We start from the raw sequence: 18,736 nt of genomic DNA on the forward strand, positions 1-18,736 counted from the left end.
GGGTGGGCATGGGCTACAGCCAGCATGCTGGCATGGTGATTGTGGCCGACGGTAGTGAGCAGGCTGCGGCCCGTCTGGAGCGGGTCTTGATTAACGATTGCGCCAGTGGTGTGATGCGTCATGCGGATGCCGGCTACGAGCTGGCGATTCAAACGGCCAAGAATTTCGGGCTGACATTGCCCATGATCAAGTAAGAAAAACAGGACAGATAAATGAGCAAGAGTATCGAGCTTTCTCCCGGCGCACTGACTTTGGCACAGCTGCGCCAAATCTGGCAGGAACCGACTGTTCTGACTCTGCCACCAGAGGCGATCGGGGCCATGGATGCGTCCTCGGCCATTGTGGCCAAGATCATCCGGGAAGGTAATCCGGCTTATGGCATCAATACCGGCTTTGGCAAGCTGGCCCAGCAACGCATTCCCGACCACGATCTGGAGCAACTGCAAAAGAACCTGATTCTGTCGCACTCCGTGGGGGTGGGCGAGCCGGTGTCCGATGCAGTGGCCCGCTTGATCATGGCCATGAAAATTGCCAGCTTGGCACGGGGCTTTTCGGGCATACGTTCGCATGTGGTTACGACCTTGCTGGATATTCTGAATGCGGGCGTGGTGCCTTTCATCCCGTCCAAAGGTTCGGTGGGCGCATCGGGTGATCTGGCGCCCTTGTCGCACATGACCTTGACGCTGATCGGGGAAGGACAGGCCAAGTGGCAGGGCGAATGGATGCCAGCCCAGCAGGCGTTGGCCAATGCGGGTATCACTCCCATTGTGCTGGCTGCCAAGGAAGGCTTGGCGCTGATCAATGGCACGCAAGTGTCTACGGCTCTGGCCCTGAACGGCCTGTTCCGCACCCAGACCTTGTTCCGTAATGCGATTCTGGCCGGTGCCTTGAGCGTGGACGCCGCCAAAGGCAGTGATGCGCCTTTTGATGCGCGCATCCATGAGGTGCGTGGACAGCCGGGGCAAATATATGCGGCTCGCCTGTACCGGGAGCTGCTGGCTGGCAGCCAGATTCGTCAGTCGCATCGCGACAATGACAACAAGGTGCAGGACCCCTACAGCTTGCGCTGTCAGCCCCAGGTCATGGGTGCGATTCAGGATCTGATCACGCAGAACGAACGAAGCCTGCTGACGGAAGCCAATGCTGTCACGGATAACCCGCTGGTGTTTCCCGGCAAGAATGGCGAGCCGGATCAGGTGATTTCCGGAGGCAACTTCCACGCCGAGCCGGTGGCGTTCGCTGCCGATGGCTTGGCTCTGGCGATTGCTGAAATTGGTGCCTTGGCAGAGCGTCGAGTCGCTTTGTTGATTGATGCCAGCATCTCTGGCTTGCCACCGTTCCTGGTGCCTTCTGCGGGTTTGAATTCGGGCTTCATGATTGCCCATGTGACCGCGGCGGCTCTGGCTTCGGAAAACAAGTCGCTGGCACATCCTGCCAGTGTGGATAGCCTGCCTACTTCGGCTAATCAGGAAGACCACGTCAGCATGGCAACCTTTGCGGCGCGCCGTCTGGAAGACATGGCACAGAACACGGCTGCGATTGTGGCGATTGAATTGCTGTGCGCGGCACAAGGCATTGATTTTCATGCGCCCTTGCTGACTTCCGAGCGTTTGAAAAAGGTGCAAGACGCGATTCGCCAGGCCGTGCCTTTTTACGATCAGGACCGTTACTTGGCTCCCGATATCGAGGCCCTGAAAGCCTTGGTGCTGGATGAGAGCCTGGCGGCGACGGCGGCTGATCTTTTTTAGTTTTCATGAAGTACTGCTGATTGTTTTTGTCTCCACGAACTTGTCCCTGGCATGGGTCCCCACGCCAGGGATTTTTTTGCTTCACGGCGACCCAGCATTGCATTTCTCTGGACTACGCCCTGCTGACATAAGTCCACGGTGAACACGACGGCTGCTGCGTCCCCTACGTAGGCAGGCACGGTATCTGCTATCGAGCGACGGCCTGTATTGCCAACTGAGGCGTGCCAATCAAGATGGATATAAAGCTCACAAGTCACATGGCTGTGGCGATGTGCATGCGCTATGTTCACAAGGAGGATAAGCCCGCGTGGGATGGGCGAGCGGATGGCGAATTGGCTACTCCACGACGAGAGATTGATAAGTGTGCCCGATACGGGTATAGTTTGGAGGTCGATATGACGCGCGTTCTCAAGCGCAAAGACTTTGCGCGATGGCAGGCGGCCGAGAAGCTGCCTGATATTGCCTTGTGCAAGGCAGTTCAGGAGATGGAAAGCGGTCTGATCGATGTGGACTTGGGGGGCGCCTTATACAAGAAGCGGGTAGCTCGCCCTGGTGGTGGCAAAAGCGGCGGCTATCGCAGCTTGCTTTCGGCCAGAATAGGTAGCCGTTATGTGTTCCTGCATGGGTTCTCCAAGAGCGACAAGGGGAACATCACGCCGGATGAGAAGAAAGCGCTGCAATTTGTAGGGAAGGTGTTCCTGGGCTTGTCGCCTGAAGCCTTGTTGAATGCATTGCAGGCTGACGTGTTATTGGAGGTGAATTGTGAGCAAGATCATCGAATCGCTACGCGGCGACCTGGCGGCGCTTCAGGAGGCAGGAGCGATCGGCAAGGTGACGATGCGCGAGTTTGACGCAATTTGTCCACCGCCAGTTCGGGAGTTCGATGCGGCCGACATCAAACGGCTGCGGGAAGGCTTGAAGTTCAGCCAGCCGGTATTTGCGCTTTATTTGCATACTACGGCATCGACCATACGCAAGTGGGAGCAAGGTGAAACCCATCCCACTGGCCCGGCACTCAAGCTGCTGAATATCATTGCCGACAAGGGCTTACAGGCCATCATTTGATTTTTTTGTACCTAAGCCTTGTTCAGTAGACTGCTCAATGTTTTTTTATAAGCCGCAAATGCCGCCTCTTCCTGATGATGATGGCCCTCTGTCACACAGGCCTTACCACTGACGAATACATCACGAATCGGGTTGGCGTGGGCGCGTTCGGAAAAGACCAGAGCCGACAGCCAATGCTGCTTATCCAGCCCCGCCAGACTGGGGTGCTCCAGGTCAATCACCATTAAATCTGCCTGATGACCGGGGCTTAGTTGCCCGCTGGCTCGACCGGACGCCTGTGCGCCACCACGTGCGCAGGTGTCAAACAAGTAGTCCGCGACGAAAGGTTGTTGGGACGAAGTCAGCACATTGCGTTGCTGGCTGGTCAATCGTTGACCATATTCCAGCAAGCGCAGTTCGGCGCGCCAGTCTACGCAGATATGGCTGTCTGAACCTAGGCCCATACGTCCTTGCTCCGCCAGAAAGGCGGCAGCAGGGAACAGGCCATCACCCAGATTCGCCTCGGTGCTTGGGCACAAGCCTGCTACGGCACCGCTGCGGGCAATTTGCTTGCGCTCCTGCTCGTCAATATGAGTGGCGTGGATCAGGCACCAGCGTTCGTCCACATTGAAGTTGTCATAGAGATAGGCCACCGGACTGCTGCCTTTGATGTCCCGGCAGGCCAGCACTTCGGCTATCTGCTCGGCAATGTGGATGTGAATCGGGTGGCGTGACGGCAGGCTGTGCAGGCCGTCGATCAAGGTACTGATGGAGCCGACGTTGGCGGCGCGCAGGGAGTGGGGTGCAACTCCGTAACGCCGGTCAGCACTCAAGGGGTGGCTGTTGTGCAGAGACTCCAGCAGGTACAGCAACTGTGTAGGGCTATTCAGAAAGCGCTGTTGATCCTGACGCGGCGCCTTGCTACCGAAATCGCTGTACTGGTACAGCACAGGCAGCATGGTAATGGCCAGACCGCTGGCGCTGGCCGCTTCCATGACGCCTTGGGCCAGCAGGCCTATGGGCGTGTAATTCTGACCGTCGCGCTGGTGATGCAGATAATGGAACTCGCACACGCTGGTGTAGCCTGCTTTCAGCATCTGTATATAGAGCCATTGAGCAATGGCCTGCATGTGCTCGGGCTCCAGGCGGGCAGCGAAGCGGTACATCAGGTCGCGCCAGCTCCAGAAGCTGTCCTGGCCTTGCCCCCGGAATTCAGTCAGCCCGGCCATGGCACTTTGAAAAGCATGTGAATGCAGATTGGGCATGCCCGGCAGTACGGCACCTTGCGCTGTGTGGACGGAACCCGCCGCGTCTATGGCCTGCTGACTGGCTTCGGGCAGAACGTCTGTCAGTGTGCCGTCCTGGTCCCAGCGCAGCAGTACATTCGCTTGCCACTGGCCGTCCAGATAGGCCCAAGGGGCCCAGAGCGCTTCATGTTTTCGTAGGATGCTCATGATCATTCCTTGCGCAGGTCACGGCTGATTGTGCCTTGGTATACGACCAGGGCGCAGCGTGGCAGGCCCAGCCAGTAGACCAGCTCGGGCAGGGAGTCTATGTCCCAGGCGACAAAGTCGGCACGGGCCCCGATGCTGAGTTCACCGTTGATGTCGGGGGCACCCAAGGCCTGAGCAGCATGGCGGGTGACACCTGCCAGGGCTTCGGGGACAGTCAGTCTGAAAAGCGTGCTGCCCATGTTCAGTATCAGTAATAGGGATGCACAGGGGGAGGTGCCAGGGTTGCTGTCAGTGGACAGGGCCATCGGTACGCCGTGTTTGCGCAGCAGTTCAATCGGGGGTAACTGGGTTTCGCGTAGAAAGTAGTAGGCTCCGGGCAGCAGCACGGCCACGGTTCCGGCTTTTTTCATGGCAATGACGCCTGCTTCATCCAGATATTCCAGATGGTCGGTGGACAGGGCCTGGTAGCGGGTCGCCATTTCCGTGCCGCCCAGATTGGAGAGCTGCTCGGCGTGCATTTTGACGGGCAAGCCCAGCGCTTGGGCCGCTTTCAGAACGCGTTCGGACTGCTTCAGGTCGAAGGCAATACGCTCGCAAAAGACGTCAACCGCGTCGATCAGTCCTTCTTGTGCCAGAGTGGGCAGCATTTGATCACAGACCAGATCCAGGTAGGCATCGGTTTGCCCGGCAAATTCAGGGGGCAGGGCATGGGCACCTAAAAAGGTGGTGCGCACCGTGACCGGGCGCAGCTCGCCCAGACGGCGGGCGACACGCAGCATTTTGCGCTCGCTCTCCAGATTCAGACCGTAGCCGGATTTGATTTCAATCGCGGTGACGCCTTCGTCCAGCAAGGCATCCAGTCGGCGCAGGGCTTGGGCCAGCAGTTGGTCCTCGCTCAGGGAGCGCGTCGCTTTGACGGAGGACACAATGCCGCCACCCTGACGGGCGATTTCTTCATAGGAGGCCCCTGCCAGCCGCAAGGCAAATTCCTGGGCGCGGTTGTCGCCGTAGACCAGATGGGTGTGGCAGTCGATCAGCCCGGGGGTGACCCAGCGGTTTCCCAGCTTGTGTTCTTGAGTGGCGTCTTGCCACTGCGCAGGCAGGTCATGACGTGGGCCCATCCAGGCGATACGGTCCGCCTGTACAACCAGGCAGGCATCTTCGATGACGTACTCGGGGTCGGCGGTGGGGGCCAGGCGTAAATCGGTCCAAAGTGTGTAGCTCATCATTTCATTCCGTGGGAGCGATATAGACGTAGACCAGCGGGGCATCAGCAGGGTCGGCCTGCAGTTGCAGGGACAAGGGGGCGGGTGTGCTGCCTGTCAGGGCTTGCCCGGCGCCCAGGGTCCAGCTGTGTGTGTCGGCCTGGAGTTGATAGCCGCCTTGCGGTGCGTACAGAAAATGCGTACCAGCGGCCAATTTCATGGAGTCGTTCCGTCCTTGCCATGCGTGCAAGCTGCCTTGGGCTCGGCCCCGGCGCAGCATCAGGTTCAAGTCCTGTGTCGGACCGAGTGGTAACAAACAGGCCATCTTGTCCTCGCCGGCGAAGGCGTAGGGCTGGAATGGATGCAGCACATGGACGTGTTGGTCGTGAATCAGCTGCATGTTGTCGCCCTCGATCAACATGATGTGTCGGTCTATGCCGGGGAAACGGGAAAAATCGCCGGAGGTCTGGACCTGGGCCAGGCTGATGCGCCAGTCAAAGTGCTCATAGTCGGAATGTTCGGGATGGCACAGCACCTCGCGCGTGGTGCCGCCACCGTTTTTCCACGGCTGCGCGGGCAGGCTGCTGATGTTTAGCAGACGAAGCAAAGTGGCAGGGTGGGGCTGGCTCATGGTGGCATGGCTCCGGGCGGATTTTCAATTGTATATACAATAGCTGAGTATAGACAAAGTGCGACGATCGTCTTGAAGGGCAGGCTGTTTTTTCAGGGTAAATCCCGAGCACAAACCCTTGAGCTACTTGCGCTGCAAGCCGCTTGGTGGCAAGGTATACGCTAATAAACCCGAGTCATAATTCATTCAAAGGTGCAGGATGCCTGGTTTTTTCGGCATCCTGCGTTATTTATTGCAAGCTAGAAAGTTTGCATATGAAGTATTTAATCGTTCTTCTTCAGGACTTCCCCGAATCATGGATACCCTCTCGCAGTCTTTTACCTTTTCCCAACGTGCCCAGAAACTGAGTGGCTCCGCAATTCGTGAAATTCTCAAGGTCACTGCGCGTCCCGAGATTATTTCCTTTGCGGGCGGTCTGCCCACTCCAGTCGGCTTTCCTGTCGAGGAAATGCAAAGCGCGTTCAACAAGGTACTGAGCGAGCAGGGCCGTGTGGCACTGCAATACACCACGACGGAAGGCTATCTGCCCCTGCGCCAATGGCTGGCAGAGCAAATGAGCGCCGAAGGTGCTCCTGTGGACGCCGACGAAATCCTGCTGGTGAACGGTTCGCAGCAAGCCCTGGACATGCTGGGCAAGCTGTTCATTGATGAAGGCAGCAAGGTGCTGGTGGAGTCGCCTACTTATCTGGGCGCTTTGCAGGCTCTGTCTGTGTACGATCCCTCTTTCGTGGCTATTCCTACCGATGGCCAGGGCATGATCCCCGAGTACGTGTCGGCTCCTGAAGCCATGGGTGCCCGTCTGCTGTACGCACTGCCCAACTTCCAGAACCCTACCGGCCTGCGCCTGCCTCTGGAGCGTCGTCAGGATCTGGTAGAGCGATGTGCGGCTGCGCATATCCCGATCGTCGAGGACGATCCCTACGGCGAACTGCGTTACGCCGGCGAGCGTCTGCCCAGCCTGCTGTCCTTGGGCCGCAAAGCCGGTGCTACCGTGATACGCCTGGGTACCTTCTCCAAAGTGCTGGCTCCTGGCCTGCGTCTGGGCTACATCGTGGCTCCCGCCAAGATCATCGACAAACTGGTGCAGATCAAGCAGGCCACGGACTTGCATACCTCCACACTGACACAGATGGCTGTTTACGAAGCCGTCCATAACGGTTTCCTGGAAAAGCACCTGCCCAAAGTGCGCGATATTTACCAGAAACAGTGCGCCATCATGCTGGACGCCATGGACAAGAACTTCCCGACGACGGCTCAATGGACCCGTCCTGAAGGCGGCATGTTCATTTGGGTGACCTTGCCCGAGCATGTGGATGCGACGGTCCTGCTGCAAAAAGCCATTGAGAACCTGGTGGCCTTTGTTCCGGGCGAACCTTTCTACGCCGGCAAGGACGTCAAGCGCAACACCCTGCGCCTGAGCTTTGCCACCGTGCCCGAGGAAAAAATTCGCGAAGGCATCGCCATCTTGGGTAAACTCATCAAGGAAGCCTGATCGTCGTTTGGCAGGCAAGGGACGCAGACTGATGGGTCTGCGTCTTTTCATGCGCTGGCCTGGCCAGCGCTGTGGTTTTCAGCGCCGGCCATTGTGTTTTGCCTGCTCCCAGAGCATGAACAGGTTCCTGGAATCCACCGCATACCCTCTGCCAGAGGGTATGCCTGTTTTCAGTCTATGGCTTGAGGCCTGGATTTAGGTTTTACCTCTATGACATCTCCATCCGCTTCGGAATCTTCCCCGCGTCCTGATCTGTCCGATATGCGCCCCAACAATGACTGGGTGGCTCGCTATTTGCCAGCATCCTGGGGGCCGTATGCCCGTTTGTGTCGGCTGGATCGGCCTGTAGGCACCTGGCTGACCCTCCTGCCCGCTCTGGCCGCTCTGGTGCAGGCAGCGGACGGTATTCCTACCCTGTGGCGTTTGGTGATCTTTTCTCTGGGCGCCTTGTTGATGCGCGGTATTGGCTGCTGCTTTAACGATATGGCGGACCGTAATTTCGACCATCAGGTTGAACGTACCCGTTTCCGGCCCTTGACCAGTGGCCAGATCACCATGCGTCAGGCGGTGATCTTCGTGCTGGCGCAAATGGCCGTGTGTGCCTTGCTGCTGCTGGCTATCAATGAGTACAGCCGTTGGCTGGCACTGGCCCTGTTCCCGATCGTGATGATTTACCCCCTGTGCAAGCGTTTTACCTACTGGCCGCAAGTGGTTCTGGGTATCTGCTTTAACTGGGGCATGTTGATGGCCTGGTCCGATACGCAGAACATGGTGCCTTTTGGCGCCATCCTGATGTGGGTGGGCGCGATTTTGTGGCAGGTGGGCTACGACTCCATCTATGCCTATATCGACATGGCTGACGATACCAAGCTGGGCCTGCACTCCACGGCTCTGCGTTTCCGCGATGCAGGCAAAACCTGGATTAGCGGTTTTTACATCGCCGCCATGGCCTGCTGGCTGGTGGGCGGTTTTCTGCTGAACGAGCGGATTTTGTACTACGTGGTGATGGCCGTCATCGGCATTCATCTGCTGTGGCAGATGCGGCAGTTTGACGTGCGCTATCCCGAACGAGGCCTGCGCCTTTTCCGTGCCAACATCTGGGTTGGTGTGTTGCTGGTGGTGGCCGCTTTGGCTGGCACGATCAGCCTGGCTTGATCTGCATTCAAGCAATTTACGTAAAGCTTTAAAGGTTTGAAGAATGGCCTCTCCTCTTGAGTATGTCGCAACGGCGCTATTTGCCATTGCCATCGTCCACACCTTCTCGGTTCCGGTATTCGCCCGCCTGGCCAATAAAGGCGGCAGCCACGCGGGGCTGTGGCACATGTTGTCCGAGGTCGAGGCCGTGTTTGGCGTCTGGGCCTGTGTGCTGGTGGCCTATATGGCCGTTTTTGTGGATTTGCAGTCCGCCATCGAGTATCTGGAAACCCGCAACTTCACCGAACCCATGTTTGTGTTCGCGATCATGGTGGTTGCTGCCAGCCGTCCGATTCTGGAATTGGTGAACAAGACGGTGTCGGTGCTGGCGCGTGCCGTGCCCGTGTCTGACAAGATTTCCACCTACTTCATCACTATTTCGGTAGTGCCTCTGGCCGGTTCCCTGATTACCGAGCCTGCTGCCATGACGTTGGCGGCGCTGCTGTTGCACAAAGCCTATTTCCGTCACCAAGGCCATGCCGGTTTCAAATATTTAACCGTGGGCGTGCTGTTTGTGAACGTCTCTATTGGTGGCGTGCTGACTGCCTATGCAGCCCCTCCGGTCTTGATGGTGGCCAGCACCTTTGGCTGGGACACCGCCTTTATGGCGACGCATTTTGGTTGGCGTGCTGTGATGGCCGTCTTGATCAATGCCACCCTGGTCACCCTGGTTTGCCGTAAAGCCTTGATGGAAATGGGGCAGGGCATGCCTGAAACACAACAGGCACAGCGTTCAGTGCCCATTACCGTCATGGCCATTCACGTGGCTTTCCTGGTGGCGATTGTGCTGGGCGCGCATCACCCCATTGTGTTCATGGCCCTGCTGATGCTGTTTATTGGCTACGCCCACTCCTACAAGCATTACCAGAACCCCTTGCTGGTGCGTGAAGGCCTGATGGTTGGCTTCTTCCTGGCCGGTCTGGTGGTCCTGGGCGGGCTGCAAAAGTGGTGGCTGCAGGATCTGCTGGGCGGCTTGTCGCCCACCGTGCTGTTCTGGGGGGCGACGGCCTTGACGGCAGTAACGGATAACGCGGCGCTGACCTATCTGGGCTCTCTGGTGGAAGGCACCTCGGATATCTGGCGCTATATGCTGGTGGCCGGTGCGGTTACGGGCGGTGGTCTGACCGTGATTGCCAACGCGCCCAACCCCGCCGGCTTCTCCATTCTGAAAGGCAGCTTCCCGGATGGTGCGATCTCGCCTCTGCGTTTGCTGCTTAGTGCCATGGTGCCAACCCTGGTCGCAGCCTGCATGTTTTTGATCTGAACCGGATGGCCGCCAGGGGCGGCCTGTCTGGCCGGGGCGAAGTTCAGTGCGATTGAACGCCAAAAGGGCTAAAATCACGGCAGAAGCGCCCCTGGGAACCCTTTGCGGTTGCTGATTGAACGGGTCTCCGGCTTGAATTTGCTGGTTTCGACCCTACTTATTTGTATCTCGAAGTTTGTTTCGGCTTTTTGTTAGGGTGAGTCGTGCCTATCTATGCGTATAAATGCAGCTCGTGCCAATACGAAAAAGATGTGCTGCAAAAAATGTCGGACCCCGTTTTGGAGGTTTGTCCAGAATGTAACCAGCCTACCTTTACCAAACAGGTAACGGCGGCCGGATTCCAGCTCAAGGGTACGGGCTGGTATGTAACGGATTTTCGTAACCAGGGTGGCAGCAAGCCCGCGGACAGTGGCGCTACGTCCACACCCGCGCCTGCGACGACACCTTCTTCCTCATCGTCCAGCTAACACCATTTCTTATGCGCCCCTTCAAGCGTTATTTCGTCACTGGCCTGCTCATTTGGGTGCCCTTGGTCATCACCGTCTGGGTGCTGACTTTGCTGATCGAAACGCTGGAGAGCGTAGTGCCGGAGTTTCTGTCTTCGCAGGCCCTGTTCGGCCTGCGGATTCCCGGCTTTAGAATTGTGCTGGTGCTGGCCGTCTTGTTTGGCACGGGTTTGCTGGCGGCCAATTACCTGGGCCGTGCCGTTGTGGATCGTTGGGAATTGCTACTTGGGCGTATTCCTTTGGTGCGTTCCATTTATAATTCCGTCAAGCAAGTCAGTGATACGGTGTTGGCACCCGATGGTCAGGCGTTTCGCGAGGCCGTTCTGGTGCAGTATCCCAGGGCCGGTTCCTGGACCATTGCCTTTTTGACCGGCACGCCGGGCGGACAAGTGGCGCAGATACTGGGAGAGGACTTTGTCAGCGTCTACGTGCCCACCACGCCCAACCCGACTTCCGGTTTTTTCCTGATGATGCCTCGGGCGGATGTACACAAGCTCGACATGACAGTGGATGCGGCGCTTAAATACATCGTATCCATGGGAGTGGTCAGCCCTACCGAGCCGATCGCTTTACCCCCTGTTTCTGACCAGCCGGAGGGTCCTGAAGGGACACCCCCCTTGGCTGGAACCTGAATTTTCCAATTTGCAGTTTTTACTATTTCGGAGTCATCCTAGATGCGTACGTGTTATACCGGCGAGGTTTCCAAAGAATACCTGGGCCAGACGGTCAATTTGTTTGGCTGGGTACATCGTCGCCGCGACCACGGGGGTGTGATTTTCATTGATCTGCGCGACCGTGAGGGTCTGGCGCAGGTTGTCGTCAACCCTGACAACGTTCAGGCCTTTGAAGTGGCCGAACGTATCCGTAATGAGTACTGCCTGCGCATTACCGGCCGCGTTCAGGCTCGTCCTGAAGGCACGGTCAATCCTGATCTGCGCTCGGGCGAGATTGAAATCGTTTGCGACGAAATCGAAATCCTGAACGCTTCGGTCACGCCTGCTTTCCAGCTGGATGATGACAATCTGTCCGAAACCACGCGTCTGACGCACCGTGTGCTGGATTTGCGCCGTCCGCAAATGCAGAACAACCTGATGCTGCGCTACAAAGTGGCCATGCAATCCCGTCGCTACCTGGACGACCTGGGTTTCATCGATATTGAAACCCCCATGTTGACCAAGAGCACCCCTGAAGGCGCTCGCGACTATCTGGTTCCCTCGCGTGTGAACGCAGGCGAATTCTTCGCACTGCCCCAGTCGCCCCAGCTGTTCAAGCAAATGCTGATGGTGTCGGGCTTTGACCGCTACTACCAGATCACCAAGTGCTTCCGCGACGAAGACTTGCGTGCTGACCGCCAGCCTGAATTTACCCAGATTGACTGCGAAACCTCCTTCCTGAACGAAGAGCAGATTCGCGATATTTTTGAAGGCATGGTCACGCACATTTTCCGTACTGTGCAAAACGTGGAACTGCCCAAGTTCCCCACCATGAGCTGGACTGAAGCCATGCAGCGCTACGGTTCGGACAAGCCTGACCTGCGCGTCAAGCTGGAGTTCGTGGACGTGGCTGACTTGATGCGTGAAGTGGACTTCAAGGTCTTCTCCGCTCCCGCCAACGACCCATCCTGCCGTGTGGTTGCCCTGCGTATTCCTGGCGGTGGCGCCATGCCCCGCAGCGAAATCGACGCCTACACCAAGTTCGTCGGTATCTACGGTGCCAAGGGCCTGGCTTATATCAAGGTCAACGATGTGACCTCGATCCCTGAAGGCCTGCAGTCGCCTATCGTCAAGAACATCAACGTTGAGGTTCTGAAGCAGGTGATGGAGCGCACGGGCGCCCAGAACGGCGACCTGATCTTCTTTGGTGCTGACAAGGCCAAGATCGTGAACGACGCGATTGGTGCCCTGCGTATCAAGATCGGTCACAGCGAATTTGGCAAGGCCAACGGTCTGGCCGAAGACGGCTGGAAGCCTCTGTGGGTGGTGGACTTCCCCATGTTCGAATACGACGAGGGCGAAAACCGCTACTTTGCTGCTCACCACCCCTTCACCAGCCCCAAGGACGGCCACGAAGACCTGCTGGAAACCGATCCCGGCAAGGCCTTTGCCAAGGCCTACGACATGGTGCTGAACGGTTGGGAAGTGGGTGGCGGTTCGGTCCGTATCCACCGTGCCGACGTTCAGAGCAAAGTGTTCAATGCCTTGAATATCGGTCCTGAAGAAGCACAACTGAAGTTCGGCTTCCTGCTGGATGCGCTGCAATACGGTGCGCCTCCACACGGTGGTCTGGCCATGGGTCTGGATCGTCTGGTCACCTTGATGGCTGGTGCCGATTCGATCCGTGACGTGATTGCTTTCCCCAAGACACAACGTGCTCAGTGCTTGCTGACCCAGGCCCCATCGGCTGTGGACGAGCAGCAACTGCGCGAGTTGCATATTCGTCTGCGGGCTGTTGAAAACAAGTAAGTCAGATGGGGGGACGGCGTGTCAGTGATTCGGGTAGTTAGCTACAACATTCACAAGGGCCGCTCGGCTTCGGGCAAACGGGAGTCTTTGGCGGATCTGCGTCTGGGGCTTTACGGGCTGTCTCCCGACTTGTTGTTTTTGCAGGAAGTGCAAGGGCGTAACCAGCTGCAAAGCAGCCTGGACGCCCAGCACGAATCGCTGGCTGCTGCCTTGCGCATGAATACGGCTTACGGCTGCAACGTGGTGCGTCCCCATACGGACCATGGCAACGCCTTGTTGTCGCGCTTTCCCATTTTGCAGTACGAAAACCAGGACATCTCCGACCATCGCATGGAACAGCGCGGTTTGCTTCATGCGGTTGTGGATGTTGGCGGCCGTCCGGTGCATTGCATTGTGGTGCACCTGGGGCTGTTCAACAGTGGTCGGGTGCGTCAGGTTCAGGCCTTGCTCGATCGCATCAAGCGCATTGTCCCTGCGGACGAACCTTTGCTGATCGCGGGCGACTTCAACGACTGGAATAACCGCCTGGCGCCTATCTTTGTGCAGCAATTGAATCTGTATGAAGTGTTTTCCTTCTCGCCTCGTGGTCAGGCCGATAACCGCTTCCGTTTGCGTCAGCCCATCAAATGGCTGCGCACCATGCGCAAAAGCGGGCTGGTCGTGCCGGATCAAGGCATTCAGCTGGGCGTGAATGGTGCCGCCCGCATGACGCCACCTCCCCGCACCTTCCCCGCCGCCTTCCCCTGGCTACGTCTGGATCGTGTCTATCAGCGTGGTTTTGCGGTGCGTAATGCCCGTGTGCTGGTGGGTGAGCCCTGGAAGCAATTGTCCGACCACGCCCCCATCCTGACCGAGCTGGAGCTGCCTTAAAGGGCATTCAGTGGTTTCCTAACGCATAGGCCTAGCAAGCATGCCGAGTCTGAAGCGCGATCCACTTTGGCACGAAGGTAATCAGATCACCTTGCTGCAAAACGGCCAGGAATTTTTTCCGGCTATTTGCAAGGCGATCGACCAGGCCAAAAAGCGCCTGCACCTGGAAACCTACATTTTCAACCTGGATGACAGCGGTAATAGTGTCCTGGACGCCTTGCGTCGGGCCTGCGAGCGGGGTGTGCGCGTCCGCGTGGTGATTGATGGTTTTGGCAGTGATGTGCATGCCTTGCAGATTGCAGAACAGCTAAAGGCCATGCGTGCCCGCTACCGAATTTATCGCCCCAAGCCCCAAGGTTGGCGCGAACCGCGCTTGTCTTTGCGACGCCTGCGCAGGCTGCACCGGAAAATGCTGGTGGTCGATGAGCGCATTGGCTTTGTCGGTGGCATCAATATTCTGGATGACTTTGATGATGTGCCCTTGATCAATGGCGAGGGCAGGCCGCGTTTTGATTTTGCCGTGCGTTGCGAAGGGCCGATTGTGGATGATATGGTGCGGGCTCAGCAGGCTTTATGGCTGCGTATGGCCTGGCGCAGACGCAAGGATTGGGACAGCTTCACCCAGCGTTTTACCTTATGGCGTGAATGGCGCAAGCGCCGTCAGGAACGCAAGAAGGCAGAGCAGGCCGGCCAGGTTTTTGAAGGCATACGGGCCAGTTTGCTGCTGCGGGATAATGTGCGCCATCGTCAGCAAATTGAGCAGGCCTACTTGCAGCTGCTGTGCAAGGCAAAGGAGCAGGTCATTTTGGCCAATGCCTATTTCTTTCCGGGTCGCACCTTGCGCCGTCGTATTGAGCAGGCTGCGGAGCGGGGCGTGCGGGTGCGCTTGTTGCTGCAAGGCCATGCTGAATACTTCCTGCAATATCGGGCCTGTAGATTCATGTATGGACAATTGCTGGATCATGGCATCGAGCTGTACGAGTACAAGGCCAGCTATTTGCACGCCAAAGTGGCCGTCATTGATGACTATTCCATGGTGGGTTCGTCCAATCTGGATCCGTTCAGCCTGCTCCTGGCGCGTGAGGCCAATGTACTGATTCAGGATCAGCCGTTTACCCAGAACTTGCAGGCCAGGCTGGAGTACGAGATCGAGCACAATGCCGCACGAGTCTACCCGGAGCAGTATCAGCGTCTGGGTGTATTCAGCCGGCTGGTCGATTACCTGGCCTATGGTATGTTGCGCCTGGGCGTGCTGCTGACGGGTAAATCGTCCTTGTATTGAGTGCAATCCTGTACGTTGTGCGGGTCTTTACCCATACAAGGTGCCGCCAGCCGGGCAGCACCTTATAAAATACTCTCTATACTTTAAGAGTTTGGTCCCGAAGGACCGAGTTTGCCGTAACCATAATTACTTTTACCCGGAGGGTGGACCACATGAAAACACGTGCAGCTGTTGCCTGGAAAGCGGGCGCACCGCTAACGATTGAAGAGGTCGATCTGGCAGCTCCCAAAGCGGGCGAAGTGCTGGTCGAGATCAAGGCGACGGGCATTTGCCATACCGATTACTACACCCTGTCTGGCGCGGATCCAGAAGGTTTGTTCCCAGCGATTCTGGGCCATGAAGGTGCAGGCGTGGTGCTGGATGTGGGCGCTGGCGTGACCAGCCTGCGTCCCGGCGATCACGTAATCCCTCTGTACACACCCGAGTGCCGTCAGTGCAAATCCTGCCTGTCGCGCAAGACCAACCTGTGTACCGCCATTCGCTCTACCCAGGGCAAGGGCCTGATGCCCGATGGCACCTCGCGCTTCTCCATTGGTGGCAAGCCTGTGCACCATTACATGGGCACATCGACTTTTGCCAACCATATCGTGGTGCCAGAAATTGCCTTGGCCAAGATTCGTAGCGACGCACCTTTCGACAAGGTGTGCTACATCGGCTGTGGCGTGACCACAGGCTTGGGCGCTGTATTGTTCACCGCCAAAGTGGAAGCGGGTGCCAATGTGGTGGTCTTCGGTTTGGGAGGTATTGGCCTGAACGTGATACAGGGCGCCAAGATGGTCGGCGCTGGCAAGATCATTGGCGTGGATATCAACCCCGAGCGCGAAGCCATGGCTCGCCAGTTCGGCATGACCGATTTCGTGAACCCCAATGAAGTTGAAAACGTGGTGGACCACATCATTCAACTGACAGACGGCGGCGCGGATTACTCCTTTGAATGTATCGGCAACACCAAGGTGATGCGTCAGGCGCTGGAGTGCTGCCACCGCGGTTGGGGCCAGTCCATCATTATTGGTGTGGCCGAGGCCGGTGCCGAAATCTCCACCCGTCCCTTTCAACTGGTCACAGGCCGTGAATGGAAGGGCTCTGCTTTTGGTGGCGCCCGTGGCCGTACCGACGTGCCCACGATTGTGGACTGGTACATGGATGGCAAGATCAATATCGACGATCTGATCACCCACACCTTGCCGCTGGAGCGCATCAACGAAGGCTTTGACCTGATGAATGCCGGTAAATCCATCCGTTCGGTGGTGATGTACTGATAGACGTCGCTTGAGGAGGGCGCAGGCAGCCGCCTGCACCCTTTATCCCGGTTCCAGAGTCCGTGGCCGCCCTTGGGCGTGCCACAGGATGTGGGCCGGATCTGCAATTGAGAACAAGAGGGGGCTATGACTCAGACACTGGAACTGCTCAACGAACACCGCTGTTTTAATGGTTGGCAGCGCTACTACCAACACGCTTCGCAGACAATTGGCCTGCCCATGCGTTTTTCTGTGTATATGCCGCCGCAACTGCAGGCCAGCGCCCAAAAAGGGGCCGCCAGTCTGGCAGAGGCCATCGGGCAAGGCCGTGTGCCTGTGCTGTTTTTCCTGGCAGGGCTGACCTGCACGGAAGAAACCTTCATGATCAAGGCCGGTGCCCAGCGCTACGCTGCCGAGCACGGCATCATGCTGGTCACTCCCGATACCAGCCCGCGTGGCGCGGGTGTGGACGGGGAGGAGGAGGGCTGGGATCTGGGAACTGGCGCCGGTTTTTATCTGGATGCCACTGAGCCTGGCTGGAACAAGAATTACCGCATGGAAAGCTATGTGACCCAGGAGCTGTTTGATCTGGTCACGACCATCCTGCCCGGCGACGCCAGCCGTGTGGGTATTTTTGGTCATTCCATGGGCGGCCATGGTGCCTTGACGCTGGCTCTGCGCCATCCTGGCAAGTACCGCTCCGTGTCGGCCTTTGCGCCTATTGCTGCGCCAACCCGCTGCCCCTGGGGCGAAAAAGCATTTGGTGCCTACCTGGGTCAGGATCGCCAGGCTTGGGAACAACATGACGCCAGCGTCTTGATGGCCAAGGCCAGCACACCGTATCCCGCCGGTATTCTGGTGGATCAGGGTTTGAGCGACGGTTTTCTGGCCGAACAACTGTATCCGGAAGTATTCGAGCAGGCGTGCGAGCAGGCCAAACAGCCTTTGACCCTGCGCCGTCACGATGGCTATGACCACGGCTACTACTTCATCTCGACCTTCATTCAGGACCATCTGAATTTCCACGCCGAGCGACTGTGATCGCTGGATAAACAAGGTCGCACTTTGTTATTTTCAGGTGGGCATGAAGGCGTTACTCTCAGGCAGCCACGGTTTTTTTTTGCCTGTTTGTGGCGTTCTGCCCACCGATTTGCAGCAGTTTTCCCCCAAGTAGTGAACTTTTTCTTGCTGCGACGCTCTTATTCCTGTATTCGAAATTTTTAGCACTCCAGACCATCGAGTGCTAAACTCAATGATTGTTGAAATACGTTTTCTGCGGTTTGAGGGCCTGGTTTAGTGCTCTCGCCGGCTGACCTTTGAAGGATTTTCCATGACACAACAAGCGAACGCTTTGGCCCTGACGTCTGGTAATGAACTCGTCGCCGCCGTGTCTAATCCAGGCGCACTGGGGACGATCGAAGCGTATATTTCTGCTGTTAACCGCCTGCCCATGCTCAGCGCTGAACGCGAGACCGAGCTGGGTCAACGCCTGCGCGACCAGGATGACCTGGATGCTGCGCGTGAACTGATTTTGTCGCACCTGCGTCTGGTGGTCTCCATTGCCCGCCAGTACCTGGGTTACGGCTTGCCTCATGCCGACCTGATTCAGGAAGGTAACGTGGGCCTGATGAAGGCCGTCAAACGCTTTGACCCCGATCGCGGGGTGCGCCTGGTGTCCTTTGCCGTGCATTGGATCAAGGCCGAGATCCACGAATACGTCGTGCGCAACTGGCGCATGGTGAAAGTGGCCACGACTAAGGCCCAACGCAAACTGTTTTTCAATTTGCGCCGCATGCGTCCGGACGGACAAACGCTGGATACGGCTCAGGTAGACGCGATTGCACGTGAACTTGATGTGCGTCCACAGGACGTCAGCGAGATGGAAGTGCGTCTGTCCGGTCACGATATGGCCCTGGAAGCCCCGGCCAACGACGACGATGACAACTTCGCGCCTATTTCCTACCTGTCCGACGAAGGGCACGAGGAACCGACACGCGTGCTGGAGCGTCGTGCCCAGGACATGCTGGAAGGCAGTGGCCTGGAAGAAGCGATCGACACGCTGGACGAGCGTTCGCAGCGCATTGTGCGCGCCCGCTGGTTGCAGGACGATGGCGGTGCCACCTTGCACGATCTGGCCGCCGAATTTGGCGTGTCGGCAGAGCGTATTCGCCAGATTGAAGTGGCGGCATTCAAGAAGCTGCGCGTCGCCTTGGCGCCAGCGGCTTAAGTCGTTTTAAAGAGTTACAACTTTTCGGGGAATCCGAAGAACTTAAGCTGATCTTCGCGGACTAAACAATACATTTGCTGATTTTTGCCACCTATGCAATTCGGCATTTGCGCATCCGC

Annotated in this window: 16 protein-coding genes and 2 pseudogenes; 15 read left to right on the forward strand and 3 right to left on the reverse strand. The window is 57.5% G+C overall.

The genetic code is table 11. The annotated features are described in order from the left end of the window. From KOE80_RS01480 to KOE80_RS01495, 4 genes and pseudogenes are all read left to right on the forward strand, one after another. Nucleotides 1-194, forward strand: a pseudogene (locus KOE80_RS01480) (urocanate hydratase); the annotation flags it as partial. Nucleotides 195-212: 18 nt separating this feature from the next. Next, nucleotides 213-1,748 (forward strand): histidine ammonia-lyase, encoded by a 1,536-nt coding sequence (gene hutH, locus KOE80_RS01485; protein WP_226348183.1) that lies wholly within the window; start codon nucleotides 213-215, stop codon nucleotides 1,746-1,748. A 395-nt stretch (nucleotides 1,749-2,143) separates the two neighbouring features. After that, nucleotides 2,144-2,524 (forward strand): annotated as a pseudogene (locus tag KOE80_RS01490) (type II toxin-antitoxin system RelE/ParE family toxin); the annotation flags it as partial. Beyond that, nucleotides 2,511-2,813, forward strand: a complete 303-nt coding sequence (locus KOE80_RS01495; protein WP_035269706.1) for a helix-turn-helix domain-containing protein — start codon at nucleotides 2,511-2,513, stop codon at nucleotides 2,811-2,813. The pseudogene KOE80_RS01490 and the gene KOE80_RS01495, both read left to right, overlap by 14 nt. A gap of 11 nt (nucleotides 2,814-2,824) precedes the next feature. On the opposite strand, the gene KOE80_RS01500 is transcribed toward KOE80_RS01495, so the two are convergent. Genes KOE80_RS01500 through KOE80_RS01510 form a run of 3 tightly spaced genes read right to left on the reverse strand, consistent with a single transcriptional unit; the run spans nucleotide 2,825 to nucleotide 6,082 of the window. After that, nucleotides 2,825-4,246 carry a formimidoylglutamate deiminase gene (locus KOE80_RS01500; protein WP_226348184.1) on the reverse strand — a complete coding sequence of 474 codons (1,422 nt, stop codon included), beginning with the start codon at nucleotides 4,244-4,246 and terminating at the stop codon, nucleotides 2,825-2,827. Between the two features lie 2 nt (nucleotides 4,247-4,248). Beyond that, entirely contained in the window at nucleotides 4,249-5,472 is a 1,224-nt protein-coding gene (gene hutI / locus KOE80_RS01505; protein ID WP_088453136.1) for an imidazolonepropionase, read from the reverse strand. 4 nt (nucleotides 5,473-5,476) lie between these two features. After that, nucleotides 5,477-6,082, reverse strand: a complete 606-nt coding sequence (locus KOE80_RS01510; RefSeq protein WP_226348185.1) for a HutD family protein — start codon at nucleotides 6,080-6,082, stop codon at nucleotides 5,477-5,479. Nucleotides 6,083-6,377: 295 nt separating this feature from the next. On the opposite strand from KOE80_RS01510, the gene KOE80_RS01515 reads away from it, so the two are divergent. The 11 genes from KOE80_RS01515 (at nucleotide 6,378) to rpoH (ending at nucleotide 18,617) form a co-directional block, all read left to right on the forward strand. Beyond that, nucleotides 6,378-7,574 carry a PLP-dependent aminotransferase family protein gene (locus tag KOE80_RS01515; protein ID WP_035269711.1) on the forward strand — a complete coding sequence of 399 codons (1,197 nt, stop codon included), beginning with the start codon at nucleotides 6,378-6,380 and terminating at the stop codon, nucleotides 7,572-7,574. A gap of 210 nt (nucleotides 7,575-7,784) precedes the next feature. After that, nucleotides 7,785-8,729: a 4-hydroxybenzoate octaprenyltransferase gene (gene ubiA, locus KOE80_RS01520; protein ID WP_035269713.1), complete on the forward strand. Its 945-nt coding sequence runs from the start codon at nucleotides 7,785-7,787 to the stop codon at nucleotides 8,727-8,729. Nucleotides 8,730-8,772: 43 nt separating this feature from the next. After that, complete coding sequence (locus KOE80_RS01525) at nucleotides 8,773-10,032, forward strand: putative Na+/H+ antiporter (protein ID WP_226348186.1); 1,260 nt, start codon at nucleotides 8,773-8,775, stop codon at nucleotides 10,030-10,032. Between the two features lie 263 nt (nucleotides 10,033-10,295). Continuing rightward, nucleotides 10,296-10,499 carry an FmdB family zinc ribbon protein gene (locus KOE80_RS01530; protein ID WP_371478382.1) on the forward strand — a complete coding sequence of 68 codons (204 nt, stop codon included), beginning with the start codon at nucleotides 10,296-10,298 and terminating at the stop codon, nucleotides 10,497-10,499. An 11-nt stretch (nucleotides 10,500-10,510) separates the two neighbouring features. Further along, entirely contained in the window at nucleotides 10,511-11,170 is a 660-nt protein-coding gene (locus tag KOE80_RS01535; protein WP_026483570.1) for a DUF502 domain-containing protein, read from the forward strand. 42 nt (nucleotides 11,171-11,212) lie between these two features. Continuing rightward, on the forward strand, nucleotides 11,213-13,000 hold the full coding sequence (aspS, locus tag KOE80_RS01540; protein ID WP_042485503.1) for an aspartate--tRNA ligase: 1,788 nt from the start codon (nucleotides 11,213-11,215) through the stop codon (nucleotides 12,998-13,000). Between the two features lie 18 nt (nucleotides 13,001-13,018). Continuing rightward, the gene (locus tag KOE80_RS01545; protein WP_042485507.1) at nucleotides 13,019-13,870 is read left to right on the forward strand and encodes an endonuclease/exonuclease/phosphatase family protein; all 852 of its coding nucleotides are present in this window, start codon (nucleotides 13,019-13,021) and stop codon (nucleotides 13,868-13,870) included. A gap of 40 nt (nucleotides 13,871-13,910) precedes the next feature. Next, nucleotides 13,911-15,152, forward strand: a complete 1,242-nt coding sequence (gene clsB, locus KOE80_RS01550) for a cardiolipin synthase ClsB (protein ID WP_042485509.1) — start codon at nucleotides 13,911-13,913, stop codon at nucleotides 15,150-15,152. Nucleotides 15,153-15,304: 152 nt separating this feature from the next. Continuing rightward, a complete protein-coding gene (locus KOE80_RS01555) occupies nucleotides 15,305-16,411 on the forward strand; it encodes an S-(hydroxymethyl)glutathione dehydrogenase/class III alcohol dehydrogenase (RefSeq protein ID WP_226348187.1) in 1,107 nt (368 codons plus the stop codon). Between the two features lie 126 nt (nucleotides 16,412-16,537). Continuing rightward, nucleotides 16,538-17,431: an S-formylglutathione hydrolase gene (fghA, locus tag KOE80_RS01560; RefSeq protein ID WP_042485512.1), complete on the forward strand. Its 894-nt coding sequence runs from the start codon at nucleotides 16,538-16,540 to the stop codon at nucleotides 17,429-17,431. A gap of 289 nt (nucleotides 17,432-17,720) precedes the next feature. Continuing rightward, a complete protein-coding gene (gene rpoH / locus KOE80_RS01565) occupies nucleotides 17,721-18,617 on the forward strand; it encodes an RNA polymerase sigma factor RpoH (RefSeq protein ID WP_009457472.1) in 897 nt (298 codons plus the stop codon). The last annotated feature ends 119 nt before the right edge of the window (nucleotides 18,618-18,736 follow it).

This window comes from Alcaligenes sp. 13f (assembly GCF_020496585.1).
Classification (GTDB): domain Bacteria; phylum Pseudomonadota; class Gammaproteobacteria; order Burkholderiales; family Burkholderiaceae_B; genus Alcaligenes; species Alcaligenes phenolicus.